25 protein-coding genes are annotated in these 22,920 nt (G+C 70.7%); 12 read left to right on the top strand and 13 right to left on the bottom strand.

Annotation, left to right across the window (positions count from 1 at the left end; all coding sequences use genetic code 11):
- Positions 1–12 precede the first annotated feature (12 nt).
- Positions 13–507, bottom strand: coding sequence for an LURP-one-related/scramblase family protein (locus IE225_RS10135; RefSeq protein ID WP_190057051.1), 495 nt, complete (start codon positions 505–507; stop codon positions 13–15).
- Entirely contained in the window at positions 504–1,463 is a 960-nt protein-coding gene (locus tag IE225_RS10130) for a helix-turn-helix domain-containing protein (protein ID WP_229879380.1), read from the bottom strand. Before IE225_RS10130 ends, IE225_RS10135 begins: the two co-directional genes overlap by 4 nt.
- Positions 1,464–1,659: 196 nt before the next feature.
- Here IE225_RS10130 and IE225_RS10125 point away from each other — a divergent pair, with 196 nt between their 5' ends.
- On the top strand, positions 1,660–2,052 hold the full coding sequence (locus IE225_RS10125; RefSeq protein ID WP_190057049.1) for a cupin domain-containing protein: 393 nt from the start codon (positions 1,660–1,662) through the stop codon (positions 2,050–2,052).
- A gap of 193 nt (positions 2,053–2,245) precedes the next feature.
- The gene (locus IE225_RS10120) at positions 2,246–2,431 is read left to right on the top strand and encodes a hypothetical protein (RefSeq protein ID WP_190057048.1); all 186 of its coding nucleotides are present in this window, start codon (positions 2,246–2,248) and stop codon (positions 2,429–2,431) included.
- 83 nt (positions 2,432–2,514) lie between these two features.
- Here IE225_RS10120 and IE225_RS10115 read toward each other — a convergent pair whose 3' ends face one another.
- Together IE225_RS10115 and IE225_RS10110 are read right to left on the bottom strand one after the other, a co-directional pair.
- Positions 2,515–2,991, bottom strand: a complete 477-nt coding sequence (locus IE225_RS10115; RefSeq protein ID WP_190057047.1) for an NUDIX hydrolase — start codon at positions 2,989–2,991, stop codon at positions 2,515–2,517.
- Positions 2,992–2,995: 4 nt separating this feature from the next.
- The gene (locus tag IE225_RS10110) at positions 2,996–3,736 is read right to left on the bottom strand and encodes a DUF5919 domain-containing protein (RefSeq protein WP_229879378.1); all 741 of its coding nucleotides are present in this window, start codon (positions 3,734–3,736) and stop codon (positions 2,996–2,998) included.
- A 309-nt stretch (positions 3,737–4,045) separates the two neighbouring features.
- Here IE225_RS10110 and IE225_RS33035 point away from each other — a divergent pair, with 309 nt between their 5' ends.
- The 6 genes from IE225_RS33035 to IE225_RS10080 all read left to right on the top strand — a co-directional run bounded on the left by IE225_RS33035 (position 4,046) and on the right by IE225_RS10080 (position 8,150).
- Positions 4,046–4,204 carry a hypothetical protein gene (locus tag IE225_RS33035; RefSeq protein ID WP_229879377.1) on the top strand — a complete coding sequence of 53 codons (159 nt, stop codon included), beginning with the start codon at positions 4,046–4,048 and terminating at the stop codon, positions 4,202–4,204.
- Entirely contained in the window at positions 4,201–4,557 is a 357-nt protein-coding gene (locus tag IE225_RS10100) for a hypothetical protein (protein ID WP_229879376.1), read from the top strand. The genes IE225_RS33035 and IE225_RS10100 overlap by 4 nt, the downstream gene beginning before the upstream one ends.
- Positions 4,554–4,778, top strand: a complete 225-nt coding sequence (locus tag IE225_RS10095) for a DUF7848 domain-containing protein (protein WP_229879375.1) — start codon at positions 4,554–4,556, stop codon at positions 4,776–4,778. Before IE225_RS10100 ends, IE225_RS10095 begins: the two co-directional genes overlap by 4 nt.
- A 121-nt stretch (positions 4,779–4,899) precedes the next feature.
- Complete coding sequence (locus IE225_RS10090; protein WP_190057045.1) at positions 4,900–5,799, top strand: radical SAM/SPASM domain-containing protein; 900 nt, start codon at positions 4,900–4,902, stop codon at positions 5,797–5,799.
- Between the two features lie 26 nt (positions 5,800–5,825).
- Positions 5,826–6,173, top strand: coding sequence for a hypothetical protein (locus IE225_RS10085; protein ID WP_190057044.1), 348 nt, complete (start codon positions 5,826–5,828; stop codon positions 6,171–6,173).
- Positions 6,174–6,332: 159 nt separating this feature from the next.
- Complete coding sequence (locus tag IE225_RS10080) at positions 6,333–8,150, top strand: NHL domain-containing thioredoxin family protein (RefSeq protein ID WP_190057043.1); 1,818 nt, start codon at positions 6,333–6,335, stop codon at positions 8,148–8,150.
- A gap of 24 nt (positions 8,151–8,174) precedes the next feature.
- On the opposite strand, the gene IE225_RS10075 is transcribed toward IE225_RS10080, so the two are convergent.
- The 3 genes from IE225_RS10075 to IE225_RS10065 all read right to left on the bottom strand — a co-directional run bounded on the left by IE225_RS10075 (position 8,175) and on the right by IE225_RS10065 (position 11,832).
- Positions 8,175–8,429 (bottom strand): DUF6458 family protein, encoded by a 255-nt coding sequence (locus IE225_RS10075; RefSeq protein ID WP_190057042.1) that lies wholly within the window; start codon positions 8,427–8,429, stop codon positions 8,175–8,177.
- A gap of 120 nt (positions 8,430–8,549) precedes the next feature.
- Positions 8,550–9,899, bottom strand: a complete 1,350-nt coding sequence (locus IE225_RS10070; RefSeq protein WP_190057041.1) for a M18 family aminopeptidase — start codon at positions 9,897–9,899, stop codon at positions 8,550–8,552.
- A 106-nt stretch (positions 9,900–10,005) separates the two neighbouring features.
- Complete coding sequence (locus IE225_RS10065) at positions 10,006–11,832, bottom strand: acyl-CoA dehydrogenase (RefSeq protein ID WP_190057040.1); 1,827 nt, start codon at positions 11,830–11,832, stop codon at positions 10,006–10,008.
- 138 nt (positions 11,833–11,970) lie between these two features.
- On the opposite strand from IE225_RS10065, the gene IE225_RS10060 reads away from it, so the two are divergent.
- Positions 11,971–12,435 carry an SseB family protein gene (locus IE225_RS10060; protein ID WP_190057039.1) on the top strand — a complete coding sequence of 155 codons (465 nt, stop codon included), beginning with the start codon at positions 11,971–11,973 and terminating at the stop codon, positions 12,433–12,435.
- 185 nt (positions 12,436–12,620) lie between these two features.
- On the opposite strand, the gene IE225_RS10055 is transcribed toward IE225_RS10060, so the two are convergent.
- Positions 12,621–13,649, bottom strand: coding sequence for an AraC-like ligand-binding domain-containing protein (locus IE225_RS10055; RefSeq protein ID WP_229879374.1), 1,029 nt, complete (start codon positions 13,647–13,649; stop codon positions 12,621–12,623).
- Between the two features lie 212 nt (positions 13,650–13,861).
- Here IE225_RS10055 and IE225_RS10050 point away from each other — a divergent pair, with 212 nt between their 5' ends.
- Together IE225_RS10050 and IE225_RS10045 are read left to right on the top strand one after the other, a co-directional pair.
- The gene (locus tag IE225_RS10050; RefSeq protein WP_190057038.1) at positions 13,862–14,227 is read left to right on the top strand and encodes a hypothetical protein; all 366 of its coding nucleotides are present in this window, start codon (positions 13,862–13,864) and stop codon (positions 14,225–14,227) included.
- Positions 14,228–14,766: 539 nt separating this feature from the next.
- Positions 14,767–15,558 (top strand): pirin family protein, encoded by a 792-nt coding sequence (locus IE225_RS10045; protein WP_190057037.1) that lies wholly within the window; start codon positions 14,767–14,769, stop codon positions 15,556–15,558.
- Between the two features lie 320 nt (positions 15,559–15,878).
- Here the strand turns inward: IE225_RS10045 and IE225_RS10040 are convergent, their stop codons facing one another.
- The 4 genes from IE225_RS10040 to IE225_RS10025 all read right to left on the bottom strand — a co-directional run bounded on the left by IE225_RS10040 (position 15,879) and on the right by IE225_RS10025 (position 19,860).
- The gene (locus IE225_RS10040; RefSeq protein WP_229879405.1) at positions 15,879–16,439 is read right to left on the bottom strand and encodes a peptide deformylase; all 561 of its coding nucleotides are present in this window, start codon (positions 16,437–16,439) and stop codon (positions 15,879–15,881) included.
- Between the two features lie 5 nt (positions 16,440–16,444).
- The gene (locus tag IE225_RS10035; protein WP_190057035.1) at positions 16,445–16,861 is read right to left on the bottom strand and encodes a hypothetical protein; all 417 of its coding nucleotides are present in this window, start codon (positions 16,859–16,861) and stop codon (positions 16,445–16,447) included.
- A gap of 536 nt (positions 16,862–17,397) precedes the next feature.
- Positions 17,398–17,634: a hypothetical protein gene (locus IE225_RS10030; protein ID WP_190057034.1), complete on the bottom strand. Its 237-nt coding sequence runs from the start codon at positions 17,632–17,634 to the stop codon at positions 17,398–17,400.
- A 39-nt stretch (positions 17,635–17,673) separates the two neighbouring features.
- Positions 17,674–19,860: an ATP-binding SpoIIE family protein phosphatase gene (locus IE225_RS10025; protein ID WP_190057033.1), complete on the bottom strand. Its 2,187-nt coding sequence runs from the start codon at positions 19,858–19,860 to the stop codon at positions 17,674–17,676.
- A gap of 215 nt (positions 19,861–20,075) precedes the next feature.
- Between IE225_RS10025 and aspS the strand changes: the two genes are divergently transcribed.
- Positions 20,076–21,839 carry an aspartate--tRNA ligase gene (gene aspS / locus IE225_RS10020; RefSeq protein ID WP_190057032.1) on the top strand — a complete coding sequence of 588 codons (1,764 nt, stop codon included), beginning with the start codon at positions 20,076–20,078 and terminating at the stop codon, positions 21,837–21,839.
- A 260-nt stretch (positions 21,840–22,099) separates the two neighbouring features.
- Here aspS and IE225_RS10015 read toward each other — a convergent pair whose 3' ends face one another.
- The gene (locus IE225_RS10015; protein WP_190057031.1) at positions 22,100–22,822 is read right to left on the bottom strand and encodes a hypothetical protein; all 723 of its coding nucleotides are present in this window, start codon (positions 22,820–22,822) and stop codon (positions 22,100–22,102) included.
- Between the last annotated feature and the right edge of the window lie 98 nt (positions 22,823–22,920).

The following is a 22,920-nucleotide window of genomic DNA, read 5'->3' as shown; positions in this document are numbered from 1 at the left end:
AGTCGTCAGTCGTCAGTCGTCCTCCCGCTCCTTCTCCGCCAGGTGGATCACGCACACCGTGAGCGCGATGAGCAGCGCCGGGTCGGCGTCGTCCCGGACGACGTCGACGCCGTAGGTGTCGCGCACGTGCAGATGGCGGCGGGAGATCACCGCGAGCAGCTCGCCGTCGTACTCGATGGCGAATTCGCGGTCCAGGATCTTCCCGCCGACGTCCAGCTCGGTGCCGTCGGCGAGGGTCACCCGGTAGTGGTTGCGCAGCAGCGACAGCCGTTTGCGCCGGATCGTCGCCAGCTCCTCGCCGGCGCGCCGGATCACCATGGTGTCGCGCAGCGCGAACATCTTCTGATGGATGTCGATCAGGACGCGCCCCTGGGCGTCCTTCAGCTCCCAGGTGTCGCGCAGGCGCATGGCCTTGCCGTCGACGAGGAACACCCTGTTGCCGCGGTCGTCCTCGATCCAGTAGTCGTCGCCGAAGCCGAGGAGCCGGTCGTACACGAGGAATCTCATGCCGTCAGCGCTTCCCCGGGGGCGTGCCCGAAACGCCGGCGGTAGGCCGTCGGGCTGAGCCCGGTCGCGCGACGCAGCCGGGTGCGCAGGTTGGCGGCGGTGCCCAGGCCGCTGCGGGCGGCGACGACGTCCAGGCGCTCCTCGCCGCGTTCGATGAGCCGGCAGGCCAGCGCGACGCGCTCGGCGGTGAGCCAGGCCAGGGGCGTGGTGCCGAGCTGGGCGCGGAAGCGGCGGTGCAGCGTCGCCGGGGACACCGCGGCGCGGGCGGCCAGGCCCGCCACCGTCAGCGGCTCGTGCAGGCGCTCCTGGGCCCAGGCCAGCAGCGGGCCCAGGGACGCGTCGGGCACCTGCGGCAGCGGGCGCTCCACGAACTGCCGTTGCCCGCCGTCGCGGTGGGCGGCGAAGACCAGCCGCCGGGAGACCGCGTTGGCGACCTCGGCGCCGTGGTCCCGGCGCCACAGGTGCAGGCCCAGATCGAGCGCGGCGGCGCTGCCGGCGGCGGTCAGCACGTCGCCCTCGTCGACGAACAGTACATCCGGCTCCAGCAGCACCCTCGGATGCAGCTCGCGGAAGGACCGCGCCCACATCCAGTGCGTGGTGGCCCGGCGGCCGTCGAGCAGACCGGCCTCGGCGAGCGCGAAACTGCCGGTGCAGAAGCTCACCACGCGCGTGCCGCGCGCGTGCGCGCGCCGGATGGCGTCCAGGACGGGCGGGGTGCGCGGGACGACGTTGTCGGGGCGGCCGGGGACGACGAGGGTGCCGGCCGCGTCCACGGCGTCCAGGCCGCTCACCCCGGTGAGGGTGAAGAAGCCGTGGTTCATCCGCACTCGGGGCGTCGGGGCGCACAACGTCACCTCGTACAGGGGGCCGGACCGGCCGAGCTCCGGGCGCGGCAGTCCGAACAGCTCCGTGGCCACGCCCACCTCGAACGGGTTCGTGCCCTCGTCGACGATCACGGCGACCCGGTGCGGGGCGGAAGCGGAGGGAGGAGCGGAGACGGAGGGAGAAACGGAGACGGAGGGAGAGACGGAAGCGGAGGAAGAGGCGGGAACGCGGGCCGGGGCGGGCGCGGGCGGCGGCTGCGAGGATCCTTGCGACATGTGCGATTCCTAGCACTCGTTCTCGCGCCCCGCCCGGCCCCAGGATGGCGGCATGGCCGATGAACCCGTCTCGCTGCCCGCCGCCCTCGCCTCCTTCACCGACCTGTGGAGCCCCCGCATCGTCACCACCGTCAACGACTACGACGTCCGCATCGCGAAGGTGGAGGGCGAGCACCTGTGGCACGTCCACGACCACACCGACGAGTTCTTCCTGGTCCTGGAGGGGGAACTGCACATCGGGCTGCGCGAGGCGGACGGCGAGCGCACGGTCGTGCTGCCGAAGGGCTCGGTGTTCACCGTGCCGCGCGGCACCGAGCACAAGCCGTACGCCCCCGTCCCGACCGCGATCATGATGCTGGAACCCACCGGCACCCTCACCGTCGGCGACCACCACGAGACCGTCCCCGACCACGTGGACGCCACCACGGGCCACGCGCTGTCGTGACGGTCAGTGACGCGTGGCACGCTTGATCCCATGAGCGACTCCTCTGCCCCACCCCGCGACGCGCCCGCGTCGGCTTCCTCCACCCGGAGACCATTGCCAAGATCGGCGTCGCACTCGCCTGACGAAACGAGCCCCCGCCCGCTCCGCCTACCGGGGTGGGCGGTCTGCCGTCACCGTGAAGGATTCGCCGACCATGACCGCCGTCGACACCCGTCCCGGCGCCGCGTGCGTCGTGTGCTCCCCCGTTCGACGCCCGGTCGAGGATGCACCGGCTGACCTGTTCCGGACGCTGCCGCAGCCGACGGCACCGCATCCGGCACCGCAAGGCGATCTGAGACGGCCATGGCTCGCCGCCCGTCAAGATGTCATCAGCCTCTGATCGCTTCGGCCCTTGTGCCCTGGTCCAAGTGACCACGGCGCGGGGGCCGTTTTTGCGTAGAGGGCGTAAGACGCTCCGCATGGCTATCCGAGATAGGGGCCGGCGCGGTCCTCCAGTGCGTGCTGAAGGCGCAGGCGTTGCGTGTGGTGCATGGGCAACGAGTCAAGCTCGGAGGGGGCGACGAAGCGCAGCTCCGTACTCTCGTCCGACAGGGCAAGTGTTCCGCCGACGGCACGGGCACGGAAGCAGACATTGAACTGTCGCCGCACCTCCCCGTCGCTGTAGGCGATCACGTGGCGAGGGTCGGTGTACGTGCCGACCAATCCGGTGATCTCGATGTCCAGCCCGGTTTCTTCCTTCACCTCGCGGACCGCGCACCCCGGAAGGCTGTCGCTCATCTCCATGCCACCCCCAGGCAAGGCCCACAAGCCGCTGTCCGAACGCCTCTGGAGCAGGACACGTCCTTGGTCGTCCGTCACGACGGCGGAAGCGGCAACGACGAGGCTGTTCGGCTCGGGGGCGTTGGGGTCGTCGAAAAACTCGGTGCGCGTACTGGCCATTCGTTCACCCTTCCACAGGACGACCGGTCGCCCACACCATGTCGAAGCTGTCGGCGTACGTATCGAACAGGCCGCCGCTGCCATCTTTTCGGAGATGCCACACCGGGGCGCCATAGGCGTTGACACCCCAGACGTGAGCGTTGACCAGCAACTGATCGTCTGCCCTGTACAGGCTGTTGTAGAGCGTTGTGCCGTGTGTGCGCAGCTCGATGCCGTGGACCCCGAGCAGAGGCCGGTAGTGCATGAGTGCGAGACGGCACCGCGTCTCGATGCCGTGGCCGAACCGCTCCTCTCGACCACGTTGCTGCACGTTCGGTGAGTCGGCGTCCCCCACGGCGATCCGCACGGCACAACCCTCGGCAGCTCGCTCCTTCAGTAGCTCGTTGAGACGTGGATAGGCCTCGTGCAAGAAGACGGCGGCGTACACGAGAACATCGATGCGCTCGCGTGCTGCCGCCAGGAGGTCCACGAACACTGACACCGGCAGGTCCGCCCGCTGGTCGTACAACGCCACCAGTTCCGGACTCACCGCCCGTGCGGCCTTCGCCTGCCTCAGTGCCGGCCACAGGGCGTGTATGTCCTCGCCGAGTGCCTCGGCGGCCTTGAGGGCGGTCCGCCGCCGTGGCACTCGTCCCAAGTTCACCCAGCGTTCCACCGACTTGGGGTCGACACCCACCACCTCAGCGAGGCCGGCGTGCGTCCAACCTCCCGCAGCCATCACGGCCCTTAAGCGCTCGTTCTGCACCGTTCCCCCCTCCGACGACCTAGCCAACAGGGACGTTCTACCGCCCTCGGGACGTCCCGTAATGGCAAACGTACGCGGTTTCACCGTCCTGGCGCCCAGCGCGAGGGTCTTCATGCAAGGACCCCCGCGACCGTGCGACCGGTCCGGGGGCGTGGTCACCAACCTGGCTTGGAGGTTGACGACATGCTCCAACGTACAGCGCGACTGCTCCCACCGCTGCTGCGGCAACTGCTCAACCCCACTGGACGCCACCGGGCGGCAACAGTGCATCCGCCCATCTCGCCTTCGTCATCCCCACTCATGCCGCGCATGCCTGCGCTGAACGGCGAAGCCGTCGGTCTGGTCCGGCCGTACGTCCTCGCCCACGAACGCCGCGTGGAACACGAACGCTGGCAGCGCCGGCAGCGCCGCCGTGCCGGGCTGGTCCTGGCGCCGCAGGGCATCGCCCTGCCGGAGGTGGTCGCGTGAGCCGCCCCCGCCTGCTGCCCTGGTCCGAGGACGGCAAGCCCGCCTACCTCCACACCGACGACCCGCACAGCGTCCTCTCACAGCTCGCCGACCAGATGGAAGAAACCCAGCTCAGCGTCGGCGACGACGTCCTCGAGGGCGCCCGCGACGTGCTGAACGACCCGGAAGCCGGCGCACCGGAGCTGCGCTTCGCGGCGACACGGCTGAGCGAGTGCCTGTGCGACGCGCTGCGGGTCGCCAGATCCCGCGGCACCCGCCTGGAGGACTACGAGAACCGGGCGGACGAGCACGAGCACGAGGACAAGGACGAGGAAGCCGACGGCGACACCACGGCACAGGAGAACGACGCGTGACCCGCACGGTGATGCGCTACGTGAACCACACGATCCGGCACGCCCCGGAGGGCGGCGCCACGTACGAGGCGTTCTGCGCGTCCGGCTGCGACGAGACGTCCGGCCCGCAGGACAACCAGAACGCCGTCCAGGACTGGTGCCTGCGGCACACCGGCCGCACCGGGCACGACCTGTTCCGCCGCGTCGTCACCGACCACGCCCGGGTGACGCGCGACGCATGATCCCGACCCGCTGAAGACCCCGAGTCTCAGCAGGTCGGACCGGCCCCGCTCGTGTCCTGCCCCCGTGGGGCATGGGCGGGGCCTCTCAGGCGATCTCCCAACACCCGTAAGGAGGCACGGGATGACCCCTGTCGAAAACCCTCTCAAGTTCGCGTGGTTAGAGGTCACCGGCTTGTGCAACGAGCTGTGCGATCACTGCTACGCGGACTCCTCCCCCAAGGGAACGCACGGCACAATGACCGTGCGGGACTGGTTGCGCGTCATCTCGGAACTCGCCGACATGGGCACGCTCGACGTCCAGTTCATCGGCGGGGAGCCGACCCTGTACCCCTTCCTCCCGGCGCTCATTAGGCACGCACGGGCAGCCGGCCTGGGGGTCGAGGTCTTCTCCAACATGACCCACATCCGGGCCGAGCTGTGGGACGTCTTCCGCGACTGCGGGGTCAAGCTCGCCACCTCGTACTACTCCGACAACGCGGAGGACCACGACGCCGTGACCAAGCTGCGCGGCTCCCACAAACGGACGCGGGAGAACATCCAGAAGGCGCTGGCCCTGGGTATTCCGCTGCGGGGCGGGGTCGTCGCGGTCCGGCCGGAACAGCGCGTTCACGAAGCGGCGCAAGACCTTCTGGCCCTCGGCGTGGAACAGGTCGGCGGGGACCGCACGCGGGCATTCGGTCGGGGCAGCCGGGGAGCGGCGCCGACCATCGCCGATCTGTGCGGTCACTGCGCCCACGAGAAGTGCGCCATCGGTCCGACCGGCGATGTGTGGCCGTGCGTGCTCGGGCGCTTCCTGAAGATCGGGAACGTTCAGGATTCCCCGGTGGCCGAGATCTGGGGTGGGCTGCGCATGGGGGAAGTGCTGGCCGACATCCGCGCGGTCCTCGGCGACGGCGCACAGTCCTGCACGCCTCCGCAATTCCTGCCGATGTGCGGCCCGTGCTCGCCGTGCGTTCCCTCGGTCGGGCACTGCGACCCCAAGGAGGCGGACGGCGCCGCTACGATCGCCGCAACGGCTTGACCCGTTGAGATCACCAGGGAGCACACATGGACGATCACGGGGACGACTTCGGCCCGTGGGGCTGGGAGAACACGGCGACGGCCGTTCAGCGGACCGAGGAGGAGTGGGCGACGATCGCCCGCTACATCCGGCACGCGGCGAACAAGCTCGGTCCGCAGCTCCCGCTGTGTCTTCCCGGGGAACCGCAGGAGTGCGGTCGCCCCGCTCAGCAGCACGTGCTGGCCTGGTCCGCGCACCTCAAGGCCGTGGCTCATCACCTGATCGAGCAGTCCACTCCGAGTGAGGCCAGAGGTGCTCACGCGGTCGGACCGCTGTACCAGCGGCGGCTGGCCGAGCTGCGCGCCCAGTCCACCCCGGTGCACGCTCCGCACTGATCGGCGGCCTGTTCCTCGAACGCCCTGTCCGCTTGCCGTAGCCCCGTGGCAGGTGGGCGGGCGGCGTTCACGGATTCACAAAGTGCCGTCCTGAACGAATGGCCTGGGGCCTCCCGGACCCTCGGCATTCGGTCACCCTGGATCAGGCAGGATGGACGCATGGCGAAGCGTGCGCGTGTCCGTGCCCCGGAACTGGTCGGCAAGGGCGGTTGGATCAACACCGGCGGCAAGAATCTGACCTTGGCCGATTTCCGAGGTCGCATCTTGATCGTTGATTTCTGGACGTTCTGCTGCATCAACTGCCTGCACGTCCTGGACGAGCTGCGGGAGCTGGAGGAGAAGCACCGCGACACCGTCGTGGTGATCGGCGTGCACTCGCCGAAGTTCGCGCACGAGGCCGACCACCGGGCGGTGGTGGACGCCGTGGAGCGCTACGGCGTCGAGCACCCCGTCCTGGACGACCCGGAGCTCGCCACGTGGAAGCAGTACGCGGTACGCGCCTGGCCGACGCTCGTCGTGATCGACCCGGAGGGCTACGTGGTCGCGCAGCACGCCGGCGAGGGCCATGTGCACGCCATCGAGCGGCTGGTGACCGAGCTGGAGGCGGAGCATGCGGCGAAGGGCACCCTGCGCCACGGCGACGGGCCGTACGTGCCGCCGGAGCCGGAGCCGACGGTGCTGCGCTTCCCGGGCAAGGCGCTGCTGCTGCCCGGCGGCACCTTCCTGGTCAGCGACACCACGCGGCACCAGCTGGTGGAGCTGGCGCCGGACGGCGAGACGGTGGTGCGCAGGATCGGCGCGGGCGTGCGCGGTCTGGCCGACGGCGGCCCGGAGCAGGCCCGCTTCCAGGAGCCGCAGGGCCTGGCCCTGCTGCCGGACGGCTCGGTCGTCGTCGCCGACACGGTCAACCACGCCCTGCGCCGCTTCGACCCGGCCACGGGCGCCGTCACGACGCTGGCGGGCACCGGCCGGCAGTGGATGCAGGGCCGGCCCACCTCGGGCCCGGCGCGCGAGGTGGACCTGTCCTCCCCGTGGGACGTGGCCTGGTGGCGCGGCCGGGTGTGGATCGCCATGGCCGGCGTGCACCAGCTGTGGGCCTACGACCCGGACGGGGAGACCGTCGCCGTCATGGCCGGCACCACCAACGAGGGCCTGGTCGACGGGCCGGGCGAGCAGGCCTGGTTCGCGCAGCCCTCCGGTCTCGCGGCCACGCCCGACCGCCTCTGGCTGGCCGACTCCGAGACCAGCGCGCTGCGCTGGGTGGACGCGGACGGCGCCGTCCACACGGCCGTCGGCACCGGCCTGTTCGACTTCGGGCACCGCGACGGCGATGCCCAGCAGGCCCTGTTCCAGCACCCGTTGGGGGTCACGGCGCTGCCCGACGGATCGGTCGCCGTCAGCGACACCTACAACCACGCCCTGCGCCGCTACGACCCGGCGACCGGCCAGGTCACCACCCTCGCCACCGACCTGCGCGAGCCCAGCGACGCGGTGCTGGCCGGCGACGACATCGTGGTCGTGGAGTCGGCCCGGCACCGCCTGACCCGGCTGCGGCTGCCGGAGGAGGCGGTCCGCGTGGAGGGCGTGGCGCACCGCACGCGGCGCGAGGCCACCGAGGTCGCGCCGGGCGCGGTGCGGCTGGACGTCGTCTTCCAGGCCCCGCCCGGCCAGAAGCTGGACACCCGCTACGGCCCCTCGACCCGCCTGCTGGTCTCCGCCACCCCGCCCGAGCTGCTGCTGAAGGGCGAGGGCGCGGGAACCGACCTCTCCCGCGCCCTCGAGCTCAACCCGGATGTCCCCGAAGGGGTGTTGCATGTCTCCGCCATGGCCGCGTCCTGCGACGACGATCCGGCCAACGAGTACCCGGCCTGCCACGTCCACCAGCAGGACTGGGGGGTGCCGGTCCGCCTCACCGCGGACGGTGCGGACCGGCTCCCGCTGGTGCTGGCCGGCCTGGACGCCGCGGCGGACGCCTGATCTGCCGCCCGGTCCGCCGTGGCATCACACGCCGTACCCGTCGGTGTAGCCGTCCCGGCGGGGCGCGGTGCGGCTGTCCTCGACGACGGTCGTCGTCGGGGGCGGCACGACCACGCGTCGGCGGCGGGCGATGCTGCTGAAGGTCGTGACGCCGATCAGTCCGACGATCATCAGGATGATGCCGACCAGGTCGAGGTTGACCCCCTGCATGTGCCAGTCGGTCGCGAACGTGAGGATGGCTCCCACGGCGATGAGGATGATGCATCCGCCGAGGCCCATGAGTGTCGCCTCCCTGTCCGGTGTCCGGTCGTTCCGGTCACTCCGGTGACCTCCGGGTACCCGGCCAAGTGGGCGGCATGCGGGCCCTCTTGACAAGTGCGCCGCCGCTCGCCTGCGCGCTCACCCCTCCAGGAACGCCACCAGCGCCCTGGCCAGCAGGTACGGGTCGTCGGCGCCGCACAGTTCGCGCGCGCTGTGCATGGACAGGATCGCCACGCCGATGTCGACGGTGCGGATGCCGTGCCGGGCGGCGGTGATCGGGCCGATGGTGGTGCCGCACGGCATGGAGTTGTGCGACACGAACGACTGGAAGGGCACGCCGGCCTTCTCGCAGGCGGCGGCGAACACGGCGCGGCCTGAACCGTCCGTGGCGTAGCGCTGGTTGACGTTGACCTTCAGCAGGGGGCCGCCGTTGACGCGCGGGTGGTGCGTGGGGTCGTGCCGCTCCGCGTAATTGGGGTGCACCGCGTGGCCGGTGTCGGAGGACAGGCAGACGGTGCCGGCGAAGGCGCGTGCCCGGTCCTCGTACGATCCGCCGCGCGCGAACACCGAGCGCTCCAGGACCGTGCCGAGCAGCGGACCGTCCGCGCCGGTGTCCGACTGGGAGCCGTTCTCCTCGTGGTCGAAGGCGGCCAGCACCGGGATGGACGGCAGGGACGCGCCGCGCGTGGCGACGTCGGCCAGGGCGGCCGTGGCGGCGTGCACCGACAGCAGGTTGTCCATGCGGGGACCGGCGACCAGTTCCCGGTCCCGGCCCAGGTAGGCCGGCGGCTCCACGGAGTGCACCATCAGGTCCCAGCCGGTGACGTCCCGCGGGTCGAGGCCCGCCTCCTGCGCGAGGAACGCGATCAGGTCGCCGTCGCGCACATCGTCGCCCAGGCCCCACACCGGCTGCAGGTGCCGCTGCTTGTCCAGCTTCAGGCCCTCCGTGGACACCGAGCGGTCCAGGTGGATGGCGAGCTGGGGCACGCGCAGCAGGGGCCGGTCGACGTTGACCAGGCGCGTGGAGCCGTCCCGCAGGGTGAGCCGGCCGGCCAGGCCCAGGTCGCGGTCGAGCCAGGAGTTGAGCAGCGGTCCGCCGTAGACCTCCACGGCGACCTGGCGCCACCCGTGCGCCCCGGCGTCCGGCAGCGGCTTGACGCGCAGGTTGGGGGAGTCGGTGTGCGCGCCGAGGATGCGGAACGGGGTGTGCGGGGCGGCGCCCTCGGGGACGTACCAGGCCACGATCGCCCCGCCGCGCAGCACGTACGTGCCGCCTGTGCTCCCGTCCCAGGCGTCCGTCTCGGCGACCCGGCGGAAACCGGCCTTCTCCAGGCGCTCGGCGGCGTTCGCCACGGCGTGGTACGGCGACGGGCTCGCGGCGAGGTAGGCCATGAGGTCGTCGGTGTGGCCCCGGTCGAAGGCCGACGGTGCGCGCGAGGCGCTCTGCGGAGGGGTGGTGGCGGAAGACGGGCGGGCGGGTGTGCTCATGGGTTCACCTTAACGACGGGCAAGGGCCCGCTCCCGGTGGTACGGGAGCGGGCCCTCTCGGCCGGGCCGCCCGGGTCGCCGCGGGCGCGGTCCGGCCGCCGGGGCTCTAGAACGCCGCCTCGTCCAGCTCCATCAGCTCCAGGTCGACCGTCTCGGCGACCTTGCGGGCCAGGGTCACGCCCGGCAGGACGTTCGCGGCGAAGAACTTGGCCGCGGCGATCTTGCCGGCGTAGAAGGCCTTGTCCTTGCTGGAGGCGGTCTCGAGCTTCTCGGCGGCGACGGCGGCCTGCTTCAGCAGCAGGTAGCCGACGACGACGTCACCGGAGGCCATCAGCAGGCGGGTGGTGTTGAGGCCGACCTTGTAGATGTTCTTGGTGTCCTGCTCGGTGGCCGCGAGGTCGTTCAGCATGAGGCCGACGATGGCCTCCAGCTCGACGGCGGCCTTGGCGAGCCGGTCGCGGGCCGGGGCGAGTTCCTCGCCGCCGGGGCCGACGGCCAGGAACTTCTTGATCTCCTCGGCGAGGGCGTTCAGCGCCTGGCCCTGGTTGCGGACGATCTTGCGGAAGAAGAAGTCCTGGCCCTGGATGGCGGTGGTGCCCTCGTAGAGGGTGTCGATCTTGGCGTCGCGGATGTACTGCTCGACCGGGTACTCCTGCAGGTAGCCGGAGCCGCCGAAGGTCTGCAGGGACTGGGCGAGCTGCTCGTAGGCCTTCTCGGAGCCGTAGCCCTTGACGATGGGCAGCAGCAGGTCGTTCAGGGCGTGCTCGGCGGAGGCGTCCTCGCCGGCCGCCTCCTTGAGCTGGATGGCGTCCTGGACGGCCGCGGTGTACATCACCAGGGCGCGCATGCCCTCGGCATACGCCTTCTGCGTCATCAGGGAGCGGCGCACGTCCGGGTGGTGGGTGATGGTGACCTTGGGCGCGGTCTTGTCCATGAAGTTCTTCAGGTCCGGGCCCTGGACGCGCTCCTTGGCGTACTCCAGCGCGTTGAGGTAGCCCGTGGACAGGGTGGAGATCGCCTTCGTGCCGACCATCATGCGGGCGAACTCGATGATCCGGAACATCTGCCGGATGCCGTCGTGCTTGTCGCCGATGAGCCAGCCCTTGGCGGGGTGCTTCTCGCCGAAGGTCATCTCGCAGGTGTTGGAGACCTTCAGGCCCATCTTGTGCTCGACGTTGGTGGCGTAGACGCCGTTGCGCTCGCCCAGTTCGCCGGTCTCGAAGTCGAACAGGTACTTGGGCACGAGGAAGAGGGACAGGCCCTTGGTGCCGGGGCCGGCGCCCTCGGGGCGGGCGAGGACGTAGTGGAGGATGTTCTCCGCCATGTCGTGCTCGCCGGAGGTGATGAAGCGCTTCACGCCCTCGATGTGCCAGGAGCCGTCGGGCTGCTGGATCGCCTTGGTGCGGCCGGCGCCCACGTCCGAGCCGGCGTCCGGCTCGGTGAGGACCATGGTGGAGCCCCACTGCTTCTCGACGGCGATCTTGGCTATGTGCTTCTGGACCTCGTTGCCCTCCTCGAAGAGGATGCCGGCGAACGCCGGGCCGGAGGAGTACATCCACACGGCCGGGTTGGAGCCGAGGAGGAGCTCGGCGTAGGCCCAGATCAGGGAGCGCGGGGCGGTGGTGCCGCCGATCTCCTCGGGCAGGCCCAGGCGCCAGTACTCGGAGTCCATGAAGGCCTTGAAGGACTTCTTGAAGGACTCGGGGAGGGGAGCGGTGTTGGTCTCGGGGTCGAAGACCGGCGGGTTGCGGTCGGCGTCCGCGAAGGACTCCGCCAGCTCGTTCTCCGCGAGGCGCGTGATCTCCTCGAGGATGCTCTTCGCGGTCTCGACGTCCATCTCCGCGAACGGGCCGCTGCCGTACACCTTGTCGCGGCCGAGCACCTCGAAGAGGTTGAACTCGATGTCGCGGAGATTCGACTTGTAGTGCCCCATGGCGATGGCTCTCCGTAGAGGGATCGGCGAGGCACTGACTCCTCGCACCCGTACCAGCAAGTAGCTACGATGATGCTACCCGCCGGTAATAAGAAGCAACCCCGAATCGGTCATCTGTGACTCAGTACGCTTGCGCTCATGTACGGCTACGACCAGAACGTGGGCGCCCAGCAGCAGTACGCCCCGCCCCAGCAGCCGATGGCCGGTGGTTACGGGCAGCAGCCGCCGCTGTATCCCGAGCCGTCCCCGCCCTCGCTCGCCGACGCCGTGCGCGCCTTCACCACCGGGCAGATGTCCGCCGAGGACTTCCAGCAGGTCTTCGCCACCTCGAAGGTCTACTGCCCGCGCGGCGACACCCCCGGCTTCCTCGCCCTGCACAACACCCAGCAGCCGGTGATCCCGATGTTCACCTCGCTGAAGGAGCTGCGCCGGTACGCGGGCAAGGAGTCCAAGTACTTCGTGATCACCGGCGCGGAGGTGATCGACCTGCTGCCCACCGGCTACGGCTTCGTCCTCGACATGGAGGGGGAGCACCGCATCGTCTTCGACGCCAAGGCGGTGGAGCAGATGGTCGAGTTCGCCATGCGCCGGATGTACGGCTAGGTTCCGCCTCTTCGGTCGTACGGCCGGGTCCTGTCTCTATCGGTCGTACGGCCGACTTGGCCGGGTTCTGTCTCTTCGGGCGGCGCCGGGTCCGGATTCCGGTCCCCCACCGCATCGGTGATCACTGACCGGACGGACGCATCCGATCGGCCGGCCGACCCGTCAACGATCAGCCGGCCGACCCGTCAAAGAGGCACGCGCCGTCCGCCCCGGGCACATTTCTGTGCGGCCCGGTACTCGGTGGGGGTCAAGCCGGTGGCGGTCCGAAAGGCGCGGGTGAAGTCGGAGGCCCTCGGGTAGCCCCAGCGGGCGCCGATGGTTTTGACGGGTGTCGCGTGGAGGGCGGGGTCCGCGAGGTCCCTTCGGCAACGGTCCATCCGTTCTTGCCGGATGAACGTGTTCACGGTGGTTCCGTGCGCTTGGAAGATCCGGTGCAGGTAGCGCGGGGAGATGTGGTGTGCCGCCGCGACGGTGGCCGGACCGAGGCCGGGGTCGTGCAAGTGCTGCGTGATGAACGCCGTGATCTGCTGAAACAGCGTCGACATCCGGCTCTCCGCAGGCAGTTGGGACGTTCGGTCGGCATGCCGGGCGATGAGCGCCGCGGCGAGATCGATGACGGCCGTGCCGAGCCTTTGGCGGTCGCGGGCGGTGAGGTCGGGTGCCGCCTCGGTCAGGCTGACCAGGGTCTGACGGAAGACATGTCCCACACCGTCGGCCGCTCCGAGGGACGCCCCGCACAACCGGGCGACGACCTGGTCGGGCAGCGGCATGAGGCGCCGCGGGAACTGGAGGACCAGGGAACCGCACCTGCCGGGACCGTGGGCGGATGCCTCGAAGGGGCGGGAGCTGTCGTAAAGGACGATCTCACCGGGTCCCAGGACGGTGTTCTGCCTCGCCTGCTCGATGCCTTGCCGTCCCGAGGTGATCACGGCGATCTGGTACAGCTCGGGATCCGACTGCCGGATCAGTCGCGGGGAGCGGTAGGACACGAGCTGCGCGTACGACAACGTCGACAGCTGCGCTGGTCCCAGCGTCATGGTGCGGATGCGCGCGCCGAAGTTCGCGGGGTCGGGAAATCTGAAGCGAGTGGTCACCAGGGCCTGTGCCGTGGTCTCCGCCCAGACGCCCGTCCTCTCGGCGGGCGGCAGGCAGGCGGTGTCCAGAACGGTGATCATGCAATTCCCCGTGGCGTCATGGGTGATGCGGGTGGTCATCCACCACTCTCAGCCGCTGTTGCTGCTCACGACAGGTGCTTCCGCGTCAATCGAGGTGTGCGCCGAATCGAGGTGTGCGCCGAATCGAGGTGTGCGCCGAGCACCAAGCACTGTGCGTCCGCTGCTGACGACGAGAGGGGCGGCGAGCGGGCACGCTCGAGTCCACCACCGGTCTCAAGGCAGGTGGCTTCCGTGAGAAAGGGGAATCTCTCGTGCGGACCTCGCACAAGTTCGGCCTGGCGGCAGCCGCCGCGGTGTTCGGTGTGGCCGGCATGCTCACGCCCGCCGCCTCGGCCCAGTCCCAGGCGGCCGCGGCACCGTCCGACTGCCCGAAGTACTACTTCTGCGGCTACAAGAAGTCGAACTTCAAGGACCTGGCCTTCAGGTTCAAGGACTGTTACCTGCAGGAGATCCCGGACGGCCTGAACAGCGGCGGCTCCTGGTACAACAACCAGTCGGCCGGGACGAAGGCCCGCATGTACGACAAGAACAAGAGGCTCATCTACACGACCCCGGGCGCCCCCTCCTCGGACGCGTACGGTGACTGGGGCCCCGTCTGGTACATCGACGCCTGCTGAAGCCTGCCCCGTCGGGCCGGACGACTCGTCTGCGGTGAGTCGTCCGGTTCCTCCCGGGGCCGGGGTGACCTTTCGGGGTGATCTTCCGGAAGGCGAGCGGACTCCGCCTCCGCTCGGGCCACCGGGAATCCGGACGGCACAGCGGCCCGGCTCGGCCCGGCTCGGCACGGACCGGGTGAGGAACCGGGGCCCTGGGTGTTCCCGGGACGGACCGACGTGCAAGACGCCCGGCTGTGAGGGCGGGCGGCTCCCGCTCGCCCTCATCCTCGTCACGATCATCACGCAGGGCCGCAGGGCGACGCGGGCGGCGAGGGAGACGGGGAGCAGTCGGCCAAGAAAACGCCAAGAAGACACCGGCGCCGACCGAAGAGACGGAACCTGGATGCCGTTGCCGCCGCTGCCGCCGTTGCCGCGCAGACGGCGGTCGACGCGCTGCGGAGTGCTTGAGGCCCGTGGGAATGTCCCGCGGGCCTTCTCCATTGCCGATGGTGGAAAGTTAAACGCTCAACTAAGCTGGGCGTATCCGAGGAGGAACCGCCATGCCCGCAGTGACCGTCGACAACCCGCTGACGCTTCCGCGCGTGACCGTGCCGTCCGGTGCCGCGCCGCGCCCCGTCCTCGCCGTCACCACGATCGACGGCGCCTTCGACCACCAGGACAGCCACGGCGGCGGCGGGAGCATCACCAACGGCGACACCCAGTGGATGACCGCCGGCTCCGGGCTGCTGCACATCGAGGCGCCGCCCGAGCAGCTCGTCGTCTCCGGCGGCCTCTTCCACGGACTGCAACTGTGGGTGAACCTGCCGGCCAAGGACAAGATGATGCCGCCGCGCTACCAGGACATCCGCGCCGGCAGCGTCCAGCTGCTCACCTCCCCCGACGGCGGCGCGCTGCTGCGCGTCATCGCCGGCGAGCTGGACGGGCACCGGGGTCCCGGCATCACGCACACCCCGATCACCATGATCCACGCGACGCTGGCGCCGGGCGCCGAGGTCACCCTGCCCTGGCGGGAGGAGTTCAACGGCCTGGCGTACGTCCTCGCCGGCCGCGGCTTCGTCGGCACCGAGCGCCGCCCGGTCCACCTCGGGCAGGCCGCCGTCTTCGGCTCCGGCTCCTCGCTGACCGTCCGCGCGGACGACCGGCAGGACTCCCACACCCCCGACCTGGAGGTCGTCCTCCTGGGTGGACAGCCGATCCGCGAGCCGATGGCCCACTACGGCCCGTTCGTCATGAACACCAGGGAAGAGCTCGTGCAGGCCTTCGAGGACTTCAAGAAGGGCCGCCTGGGCACGATCCCGGCGGTGCACGGGATGTCCGAGGGCGGGCTGTAGGACTCGCTGAGCCACCGAGACGGACGAGTCCAGCCGGACAGGGACGGAGTCTGCCCGCATCGGGCGCAAACCCGCTTCACTGACACCTGGCCATGCCTCGCTGCAAGCGCAGAACGCTCAGAGCATGCCCGCTGCATGCCCACATGGGTGCCCGGCCTGACGCCTCAACCGCTCGATCTGCTGAGCACATGGCCACTACCAGGTCAGACGGAGCTTCATCAGAGGAGTTCAGACGCTGCATGCCCCAGGAGAAGTGCCGACTGGGGTTGCGTGAGCGGCCCCGCCTGGTCGGCCCTCGGTCGGATACGGGTCTGGAATGGTCAGGCGCTGTCGTATTCCCAGGCCCGACCGCTCTGCCGGTACTCCTCCACGGGAATCGGGTCGACGCCGGCCCGCATGCGGGCGGTGTACAGCAGGCCGTCGAGGTGGTCGATCTCGTGATGGATGAGGCGGGCGAGGCCGCGTTCGTAGACGGTGGTGACGGTCTCGCCGGTCAGGGTCGTGGTCTCGACGGTGATCTTCAGGGGGCGGGGTACGAGGCCGCGGACGTCGAAGAAGCTCAGGCAGCCTTCGTACTGCTCGTCCATCTCGTCGGAATGGTCGGTGATCTTCGGGTTGAGAAGGATGATGGCGGGGGCGTCGCCGGGTGGCTGGACGACGGCGGCGGCGCGGCCGATGCCGATCTGCGAGGCGGCGATGCCCATGCCCTTGGCGAAGGGGTGGACCTGGCCGATCCGCTCCATGGCGGCGAACAACTCGTCGGTGATGCGCTCGGCTTCGTCGCGCTCGGCGGGCAGGTCGAAGGCACGGGCCGGTTCGGCGAGGATGCCGGCGCCGTGCTGGACGACTCCGAGCTCTCGCATCTGCTGGCTGGGCCGCATGTCAATCACCTGAACTCCCCTTGATCCGTGTCGCGTTCGGGCCGAGCCCGGAACCGCCACTCAAGACGGTACCGAGCGTGCAGAGCGGGTGTGGCCGTGATCCACGTGAACTGCCGTGGTTCACCGTCGTCGCTGCGGACGGGCGGGGTCCGCAGCGGAGAGGCTTCGGCGGTCATCGAGGTCTCGGTGCCCCAGACCACCGGGTCGAGGGCGGCGGGGAAGGCGAGCTGGACTTCGAGCTGTTCGGTCGGCAGGCGGACGGCCCGCTGGAACCAGTTGCCCCATTTGTCGTCGCCGACGGTGTAGGCATACTCGATCCACACGGACTCGCCAGGGTAGAGCGGGAAGCGGCCGTGTTCGTTGTCGAACAGCAGCCAGACTTCCTTGAAGGCGTCCCGGTCGTGTTTGGTCTGCCAGCGCATGGCCTCCCCCGGCACGTCGCCGTGAGGTCGAGTTCGTCCCAGGTCAGCGGATGGGCCCGGTAGTGCGCGTTGGACCGCTCCGGATCGCCCGGGTAGCGGTCGACGGAGATGCGGATCAGGTAGCGGGTCACTGGGTCGGTGCCGGTGTTCCGCAGCAGCCTGCGCATGGTGAGCCGGTACTTGCTGCCGTCGTACTTCAGGTGGGCCGCGTCGTGCTCGACCACGAGGGCGGAACCGGTGGCGTACGGCTGCTCGGGTGGCCTGCGCGGGGTCGGCGGCGCGGGCAGGCGCCGGTTGCGGGTGCGGTCCTGCTCGTAGTCGCACCAGCGCCGCCAGATCGCCTTCCCGGCGTTCAGGACCTCGTCGGCGAGCCGGGCGAACTCCCCGCTGGGCTTGTGGCGGCCGGACACAGGCAGGACTGAGCATGATGCAGAGACTGGCAGGAGGTCACCGGGTGGGGCTCCGACGCCCGCGCGTTCGGCCTTGGCCCCATGCGGTAGGGGCCGCTGCTGGTCCGGGACGCGGCACGCCGGTCATCAGAGCGGAAGCACCGGCGGCTGCGCTTCGCCTGCGTGCCGCTTGAGCCCTCCTGTCCGGTTGAGTGGTGACTCGACGGGCGGAGCATGGCCTGTCTCACCGTGGAGTCTGCGGTGGTTGTCCCAGTCGACCCAGTCGATCCATTCGACGGTGGCCGACTCGGCCTGGGAGAGTGGGCTCCAGGACCGCCGGGGTTTGATCAGCTCGGTCTTGTACAGGCCGATCGTCGATCCCATCAGGATGCTGTCGATCCCATCAGGATGCTGTCGATCCCATCAGGGTGTTGTCGTACGCGTCTCCGACTGGCCCCAGGTCTCCCGGGTCTTCTCCCCGGCTGTTTCCCAGGTCTTCCGGGCCTTCTCCCCGACCCCCTTCCGCAGCTCGAACCAGATGCTCTTGCCCTCCCCCCGCGGATCCACCCCCCACGCGTCCGCGAGCAGCTCGACCAGCATCAGGCCCCGGCCGGAGGACGCCAGCTCCCCGGGGTGTCGTCTGTGGGGCAGCTCGTCGCCGCCGTCGGCGACCTCGACGCGCACGTGACGGGCGTCCGGGGCGCTCGTGACCTCGGCGACGACGAGGGCGTCGGAGTCGGTGTGCACCAGGACGTTGGTGAGCACCTCGGACAGCAGCAGGACCGCGGAGTCGACCTGGTCGGGGTCGGGCCAGTCGTGGAGGAGTTCGCGCAGCTGGTGGCGGGCGGCGGCGATGCGTTCCGGTTCGGACTGGGCCACGGTGAGCAGGACGCGGCGGACGCGCGGGCGGCGGGCGGCGGCCTCGCCGTCGGGTTCGCGGCGCAGCAGCAGGACGGCGATGTCGTCCTCGCGGCGGTCGGTGAGGGGCCCGGTGGTGTGGTGGGAGGAGGGGCCGTGGACGACCTGGACGAGGGCGTCGGCGAGGTCCTCCAGGCCGCCCTGGTGCTCCTCCAGCGTGGTGCGGAGCCGTTTCCAGCCGGTCTCCAGGTCGTGGCCGCCGGTCTCGACGAGGCCGTCGGTGCACAGCAGCATGGTCTCGCCGGGTTCGAGGGCGAACCGGGTGATGGGGTAGTCGGCGTCGGGGTCGATGCCCAGCGGCAGGCCGCCGGCCGTGGGCCGGGTGATGACCGTGCCGTCCGCCATGCGTATCGCCGGGTCCATGTGCCCGGCGCGGGCGATCTCCAGGATGCCGGTGGCGGGGTCGCACTCGGCGTACAGGCAGGTCGCGAAGCGCAGGTCGGCGAGGTCGTCGGTGGTGCCGGTGATGCCGTGCAGGAAGCGGGAGGCGCGGGAGAGCACCGCGTCGGGGCCGTGGCCCTCGGCGGCGTAGGCGCGCAGCGCGATCCGTAGCTGGCCCATGAGGCCGGCGGCGCGCACGTCGTGCCCCTGGACGTCGCCGATGACGAGGGCGAACCGGCCGGCCGGCAGCGGGATCGTGTCGTACCAGTCGCCGCCGACCTGCAGGCCGCCGCCGGTGGGGATGTAGCGGGCGGCGAGGCTCATGCCGGGGATGTCGGGGCCCAGCGTGGGCAGCATGGAGCGTTGCAGTCCGTCGGCCAGTTCCCGCTCCGACTCCGCCTCCTCGGCGCGGGAAAGGGCCTGGGCGAGCATGCGGGCCACCGTGGTGAGCACGGAGCGCTCGTCGGGCGTGAAGGCGACGGGGTACTTGAACGCGGCCAGCCAGGTGCCGATCGTGCGCCCGGAGACGGTCAGCGGCAGGAACGCCCAGGAGCGGCGGCCGAAGGTCCGGGCGAGCGGCCAGGTCGTCGGGTAGCGCCGCTTGTACTCCTCCGGTGAGGACAGGTACACGGCGCGGCCGGTGCGCACCACTTCGGCGGCCGGGTAGTCGGTCTCGAGGGGCATGTGCAGGAAGGGCTCCTCGTCCCCGGGCCGCTGCCCATGGTGGCCGATCACCGTCAGCCGGTCGCCCTCGGTGCCGAAGACCGCCATGCCGTCCGGCGAGAACCCGGGCATCGCCAGCCCGCCCGCGACCCGCAGCACCTCGGCGGTGGAGCGGGCCTCGGCCAGCGCGCGGCCCGCGTCCAGCAGGAACGCCTCCCGGGAGCGGCGCCAGTCGCCGGTGACGGCGCTGCGGGCGGCCGGGGTGCCCGGAGTGGGCTCGGCGACCTCCTGCAGGAGGCCGACGAGCCGGTAGCCCCGCCGGTCGGCGTCGAACGTCGGTTTGGAACGGCTGCGTACGACGCGTACGACCCGTCCTTGCTCGTCCATGATCCGGATGCGCACCTCGGCGAGCGTCTCCTCGGCGACGGCGAGGCGGACCACGCTGGTGATCTCGTTCCAGTCGACGGGGTGGAAGCGGGCGCGGACCTGGGCCTCGCCGAGCACGGCCGGCTCGGCGGGCAGCCCGAGCAGCCGTGCGGCCTCGGCGTCGACCGTGACCTGCCCGGTGGCGGTGTCCCAGTGCCACAGGCCGGTCGCGAGGGCGGCGAGGACCTCCCCCACGGCGGGCAGAGGCTCACCAGTGCGCATTGACCCACTTTAAGAAGAGTCGATCGAACACTGCCACCGATGGTGCACGGGTGAGCGAGGGACGGGGGCGAGGGGTGGTGCGGGGAATGGGTGGGGAGGCCGTCCCGGGGCGGCCGGTACGCTGGAGACGTTTCACGTGAAACCGGAGGCGTTCCGCCGGGAACGCAGCCCCCGGGAAACGCAGACCCCTAGCAGCGAAGGCTGGATGAACGACGATGCATCGGTACAGGTCCCACACCTGCGGCGAGCTCCGCGCCTCTGACGTCGGCACCGACGTCCGGCTCAGTGGCTGGCTGCACAATCGGCGCGACCTGGGCGGCATCCTGTTCATCGATCTGCGCGACCACTACGGCATCACGCAGCTCGTCGCCCGCCCCGGCACGGACGCCTACGCGGCGCTGGACAAGCTGTCCAAGGAGACCGTCGTCCGCGTCGACGGCAAGGTCGTCTCCCGCGGCGCGGAGAACGTCAACCCGAACCTGCCCACCGGCGAGATCGAGGTCGAGGTCGCCGAGGTCGAGGTCCTCGGCGAGGCGGCGCCCCTGCCGTTCACGATCAACACCGAGGACGGCGTCAACGAGGAGCTCCGCCTGGAATACCGCTTCCTCGACCTGCGCCGCGAGCGCATGCACCGCAACATCATGCTGCGCACGGCGGTGATCTCCGCGATCCGGCAGAAGATGGCGGCGATGGGCTTCAACGAGATGGCCACCCCCATCCTCACGGCCACCTCGCCGGAGGGCGCCCGCGACTTCGTGGTCCCCTCCCGCCTGCACCCGGGCAAGTTCTACGCTCTGCCGCAGGCCCCGCAGCAGTTCAAGCAGCTGCTGATGATCTCCGGCTTCGACCGCTACTTCCAGATCGCGCCCTGCTTCCGCGACGAGGACGCCCGCGCCGACCGCTCGCCGGGCGAGTTCTACCAGCTCGACGTCGAGATGAGCTTCGTCGAGCAGGAGGACGTCTTCCAGCCGGTCGAGAAGCTCATGACGGAGATCTTCGAGGAGTTCGGCGGCGGCCGCCACGTCACCTCGCCCTTCCCCCGCATCCCGTTCCGCGAGGCGATGCTGAAGTACGGCTCCGACAAGCCGGACCTGCGCGCCAAGCTGGAGCTGGTGGACATCACCGACGTCTTCGAGGGCTCGGAGTTCAAGGCGTTCGCCGGCAAGCACGTGCGCGCGCTGCCGGTGCCGGCGGTCCAGGACCAGCCGCGCAAGTTCTTCGACCAGCTCGGCGAGTACGCCGTCTCCCTCGGCGCCAAGGGCCTGGCCTGGGTGCGCGTCGGCGAGGACGGTTCGCTGTCCGGCCCGATCGCGAAGTTCCTCACCGAGGACAACGTCGCCGAGCTGACCAAGCGCCTCTCGCTCGCCCCCGGCCACGCGGTGTTCTTCGGCGCGGGCGACTTCGACGAGGTCTCCAAGATCATGGGCGCGGTGCGCGTCGAGGCCGCCAAGCGGGCCGGGCACTTCGAGGAGAACGTCTTCCGCTTCTGCTGGATCGTCGACTTCCCGATGTTCGAGAAGGACGAGGAGACCGGCCGGATCGACTTCTCGCACAACCCGTTCTCCATGCCCCAGGGCGGCATGGAAGCCCTTCAGACGCAGGACCCGCTGGACATCCTGGCCTGGCAGTACGACATCGTCTGCAACGGCGTCGAGCTGTCCTCCGGCGCGATCCGCAACCACGAGCCGGAGATCATGCTGAAGGCGTTCGAGATCGCCGGCTACGACCGCGAGACCACCGAGCGCGAGTTCGCGGGCATGCTGCGCGCCTTCCGCTTCGGCGCCCCGCCGCACGGCGGCATCGCCCCCGGCATCGACCGCATCGTCATGCTGCTGGCCGACGAGCCCAACATCCGCGAGACCATCGCCTTCCCGCTCAACGGCAACGCCCAGGACCTGATGATGGGCGCCCCGACCGAGCTGGACGAGGCCCGGCTGAAGGAACTGCACCTGCAGGTGCGCAAGCCGCAGCCGAAGTAGCCGGAGGGATCGCAGTAGGCGGTGTAGCAGGAGTAGCCGCTGTAGCCGGGGGAACCACGGCAGGCGCCTGCCCGGGCGCACACCGGACGCGACGGGCGCGGCCCGGGACCACGACGGTCCCGGGCCGCGCCCGCTTGTGTGGGGTCCCGGCCTCCGCCCTCGCCTCCTCCCCGCCTCCGCTTCCGTCTCCGTCTCCGTCTCCGCACGAGCGAGCGGGATGCACCGGCCCTTTCGCCGCCGTCGGAGCGGCGGGGTGCCGCTCACGTGCCGGTGCCCGGATCGGGCTCGGTGTCGGGGGACGCGCCGTCCTCCAGGAGGCGCTCGGCGATGTCGTCGGACCAGTGCTGCGCCCAGGCGCGCAGGACGGCGATCTCCTCGTCGTCCAGGCCGTGGGCGCGGAAGTCGGCGTCCGGGTAGAAGTCCGTGCCGGTCAGGCGGGACTGGAGGGTGGGCAGGTCGAAGGGGTCGTGGGCGTGGCGGCGGCCCAGCCGCTCCAGGTCGGGGAGGGAGAAGCGGGAGGCGGCGGCGCGGGCGTCGATCAGATCGACGGTGGCGCCGCGGTCGTACAGGGCGCGGATCTTCGTGCCGACCGCGTCCTCCAAGCAGAGCGCGGGGCCGTACGGCGTCGCCACCGGCGGCTGCTGGAAGACCTCCCGGTGCAGCGTGAGCCGGCAGGGCTCGCCGGTCGGCGGATCGGTGACCGTGAGCTGCGCGGACAGGGGTGTCACGGGCCCGGAACGGACCTCGCGGCCACGGGCCTCCAGCGCCGCCCGCACGGCCGAGGCGGCCCACGCCATCGGTTCCGGGCCCGGGGTGGCGACGTCGACGTCGGCGTGCGGGCGCTCGACGAGGCCGTGCGCCTGGAGCGCGTAGCCGCCGGCCAGCGCCAGGACGGGCGGCGGAGGCGCGGCGAGGAGATCGGCGAGGAGCCGGAGGTGGGGATGGGTGTCGGGGTGGGGGTGGTCGGTGCCGGGGAGGTTCACGGACGGCCAGGGGGAGGGGACGGCTGACGGGGACCCACTCCGCCATGCGACGCCGAGCGGCGGGAACGGCGGGAACCGGCGGTGGCCACGCCGTACGG

The sequence above is a fragment of the Streptomyces echinoruber genome (genome assembly GCF_014651135.1).
Classification (GTDB): Bacteria; Actinomycetota; Actinomycetes; order Streptomycetales; family Streptomycetaceae; genus Streptomyces; species Streptomyces echinoruber.
Note: the sequence above shows the minus strand (reverse complement) of the source record. Positions and strands in the feature narration are given on the sequence as shown.

Coding starts and splice junctions, on each gene's coding strand:
- aspS (WP_190057032.1), top strand. CDS start 20,076: ATGCATCGGTACAGGTCCCACACCTGCGGCGAGCTCCGCGCCTCTGAC.
- IE225_RS10075 (WP_190057042.1), bottom strand. CDS start 8,429: ATGGGCCTCGGCGGATGCATCATCCTCATCGCCGTGGGAGCCATCCTC.
- IE225_RS10045 (WP_190057037.1), top strand. CDS start 14,767: ATGCCCGCAGTGACCGTCGACAACCCGCTGACGCTTCCGCGCGTGACC.
- IE225_RS10115 (WP_190057047.1), bottom strand. CDS start 2,991: ATGGCCAGTACGCGCACCGAGTTTTTCGACGACCCCAACGCCCCCGAG.
- IE225_RS10060 (WP_190057039.1), top strand. CDS start 11,971: ATGTACGGCTACGACCAGAACGTGGGCGCCCAGCAGCAGTACGCCCCG.
- IE225_RS33035 (WP_229879377.1), top strand. CDS start 4,046: ATGCCTGCGCTGAACGGCGAAGCCGTCGGTCTGGTCCGGCCGTACGTC.
- IE225_RS10055 (WP_229879374.1), bottom strand. CDS start 13,649: ATGACCACCCGCATCACCCATGACGCCACGGGGAATTGCATGATCACC.
- IE225_RS10125 (WP_190057049.1), top strand. CDS start 1,660: ATGGCCGATGAACCCGTCTCGCTGCCCGCCGCCCTCGCCTCCTTCACC.
- IE225_RS10025 (WP_190057033.1), bottom strand. CDS start 19,860: ATGCGCACTGGTGAGCCTCTGCCCGCCGTGGGGGAGGTCCTCGCCGCC.
- IE225_RS10120 (WP_190057048.1), top strand. CDS start 2,246: ATGACCGCCGTCGACACCCGTCCCGGCGCCGCGTGCGTCGTGTGCTCC.
- IE225_RS10030 (WP_190057034.1), bottom strand. CDS start 17,634: ATGGGATCGACGATCGGCCTGTACAAGACCGAGCTGATCAAACCCCGG.
- IE225_RS10085 (WP_190057044.1), top strand. CDS start 5,826: ATGGACGATCACGGGGACGACTTCGGCCCGTGGGGCTGGGAGAACACG.
- IE225_RS10040 (WP_229879405.1), bottom strand. CDS start 16,439: ATGCGGCCCAGCCAGCAGATGCGAGAGCTCGGAGTCGTCCAGCACGGC.
- IE225_RS10135 (WP_190057051.1), bottom strand. CDS start 507: ATGAGATTCCTCGTGTACGACCGGCTCCTCGGCTTCGGCGACGACTAC.
- IE225_RS10080 (WP_190057043.1), top strand. CDS start 6,333: ATGGCGAAGCGTGCGCGTGTCCGTGCCCCGGAACTGGTCGGCAAGGGC.
- IE225_RS10065 (WP_190057040.1), bottom strand. CDS start 11,832: ATGGGGCACTACAAGTCGAATCTCCGCGACATCGAGTTCAACCTCTTC.
- IE225_RS10035 (WP_190057035.1), bottom strand. CDS start 16,861: ATGCGCTGGCAGACCAAACACGACCGGGACGCCTTCAAGGAAGTCTGG.
- IE225_RS10090 (WP_190057045.1), top strand. CDS start 4,900: ATGACCCCTGTCGAAAACCCTCTCAAGTTCGCGTGGTTAGAGGTCACC.
- IE225_RS10070 (WP_190057041.1), bottom strand. CDS start 9,899: ATGAGCACACCCGCCCGCCCGTCTTCCGCCACCACCCCTCCGCAGAGC.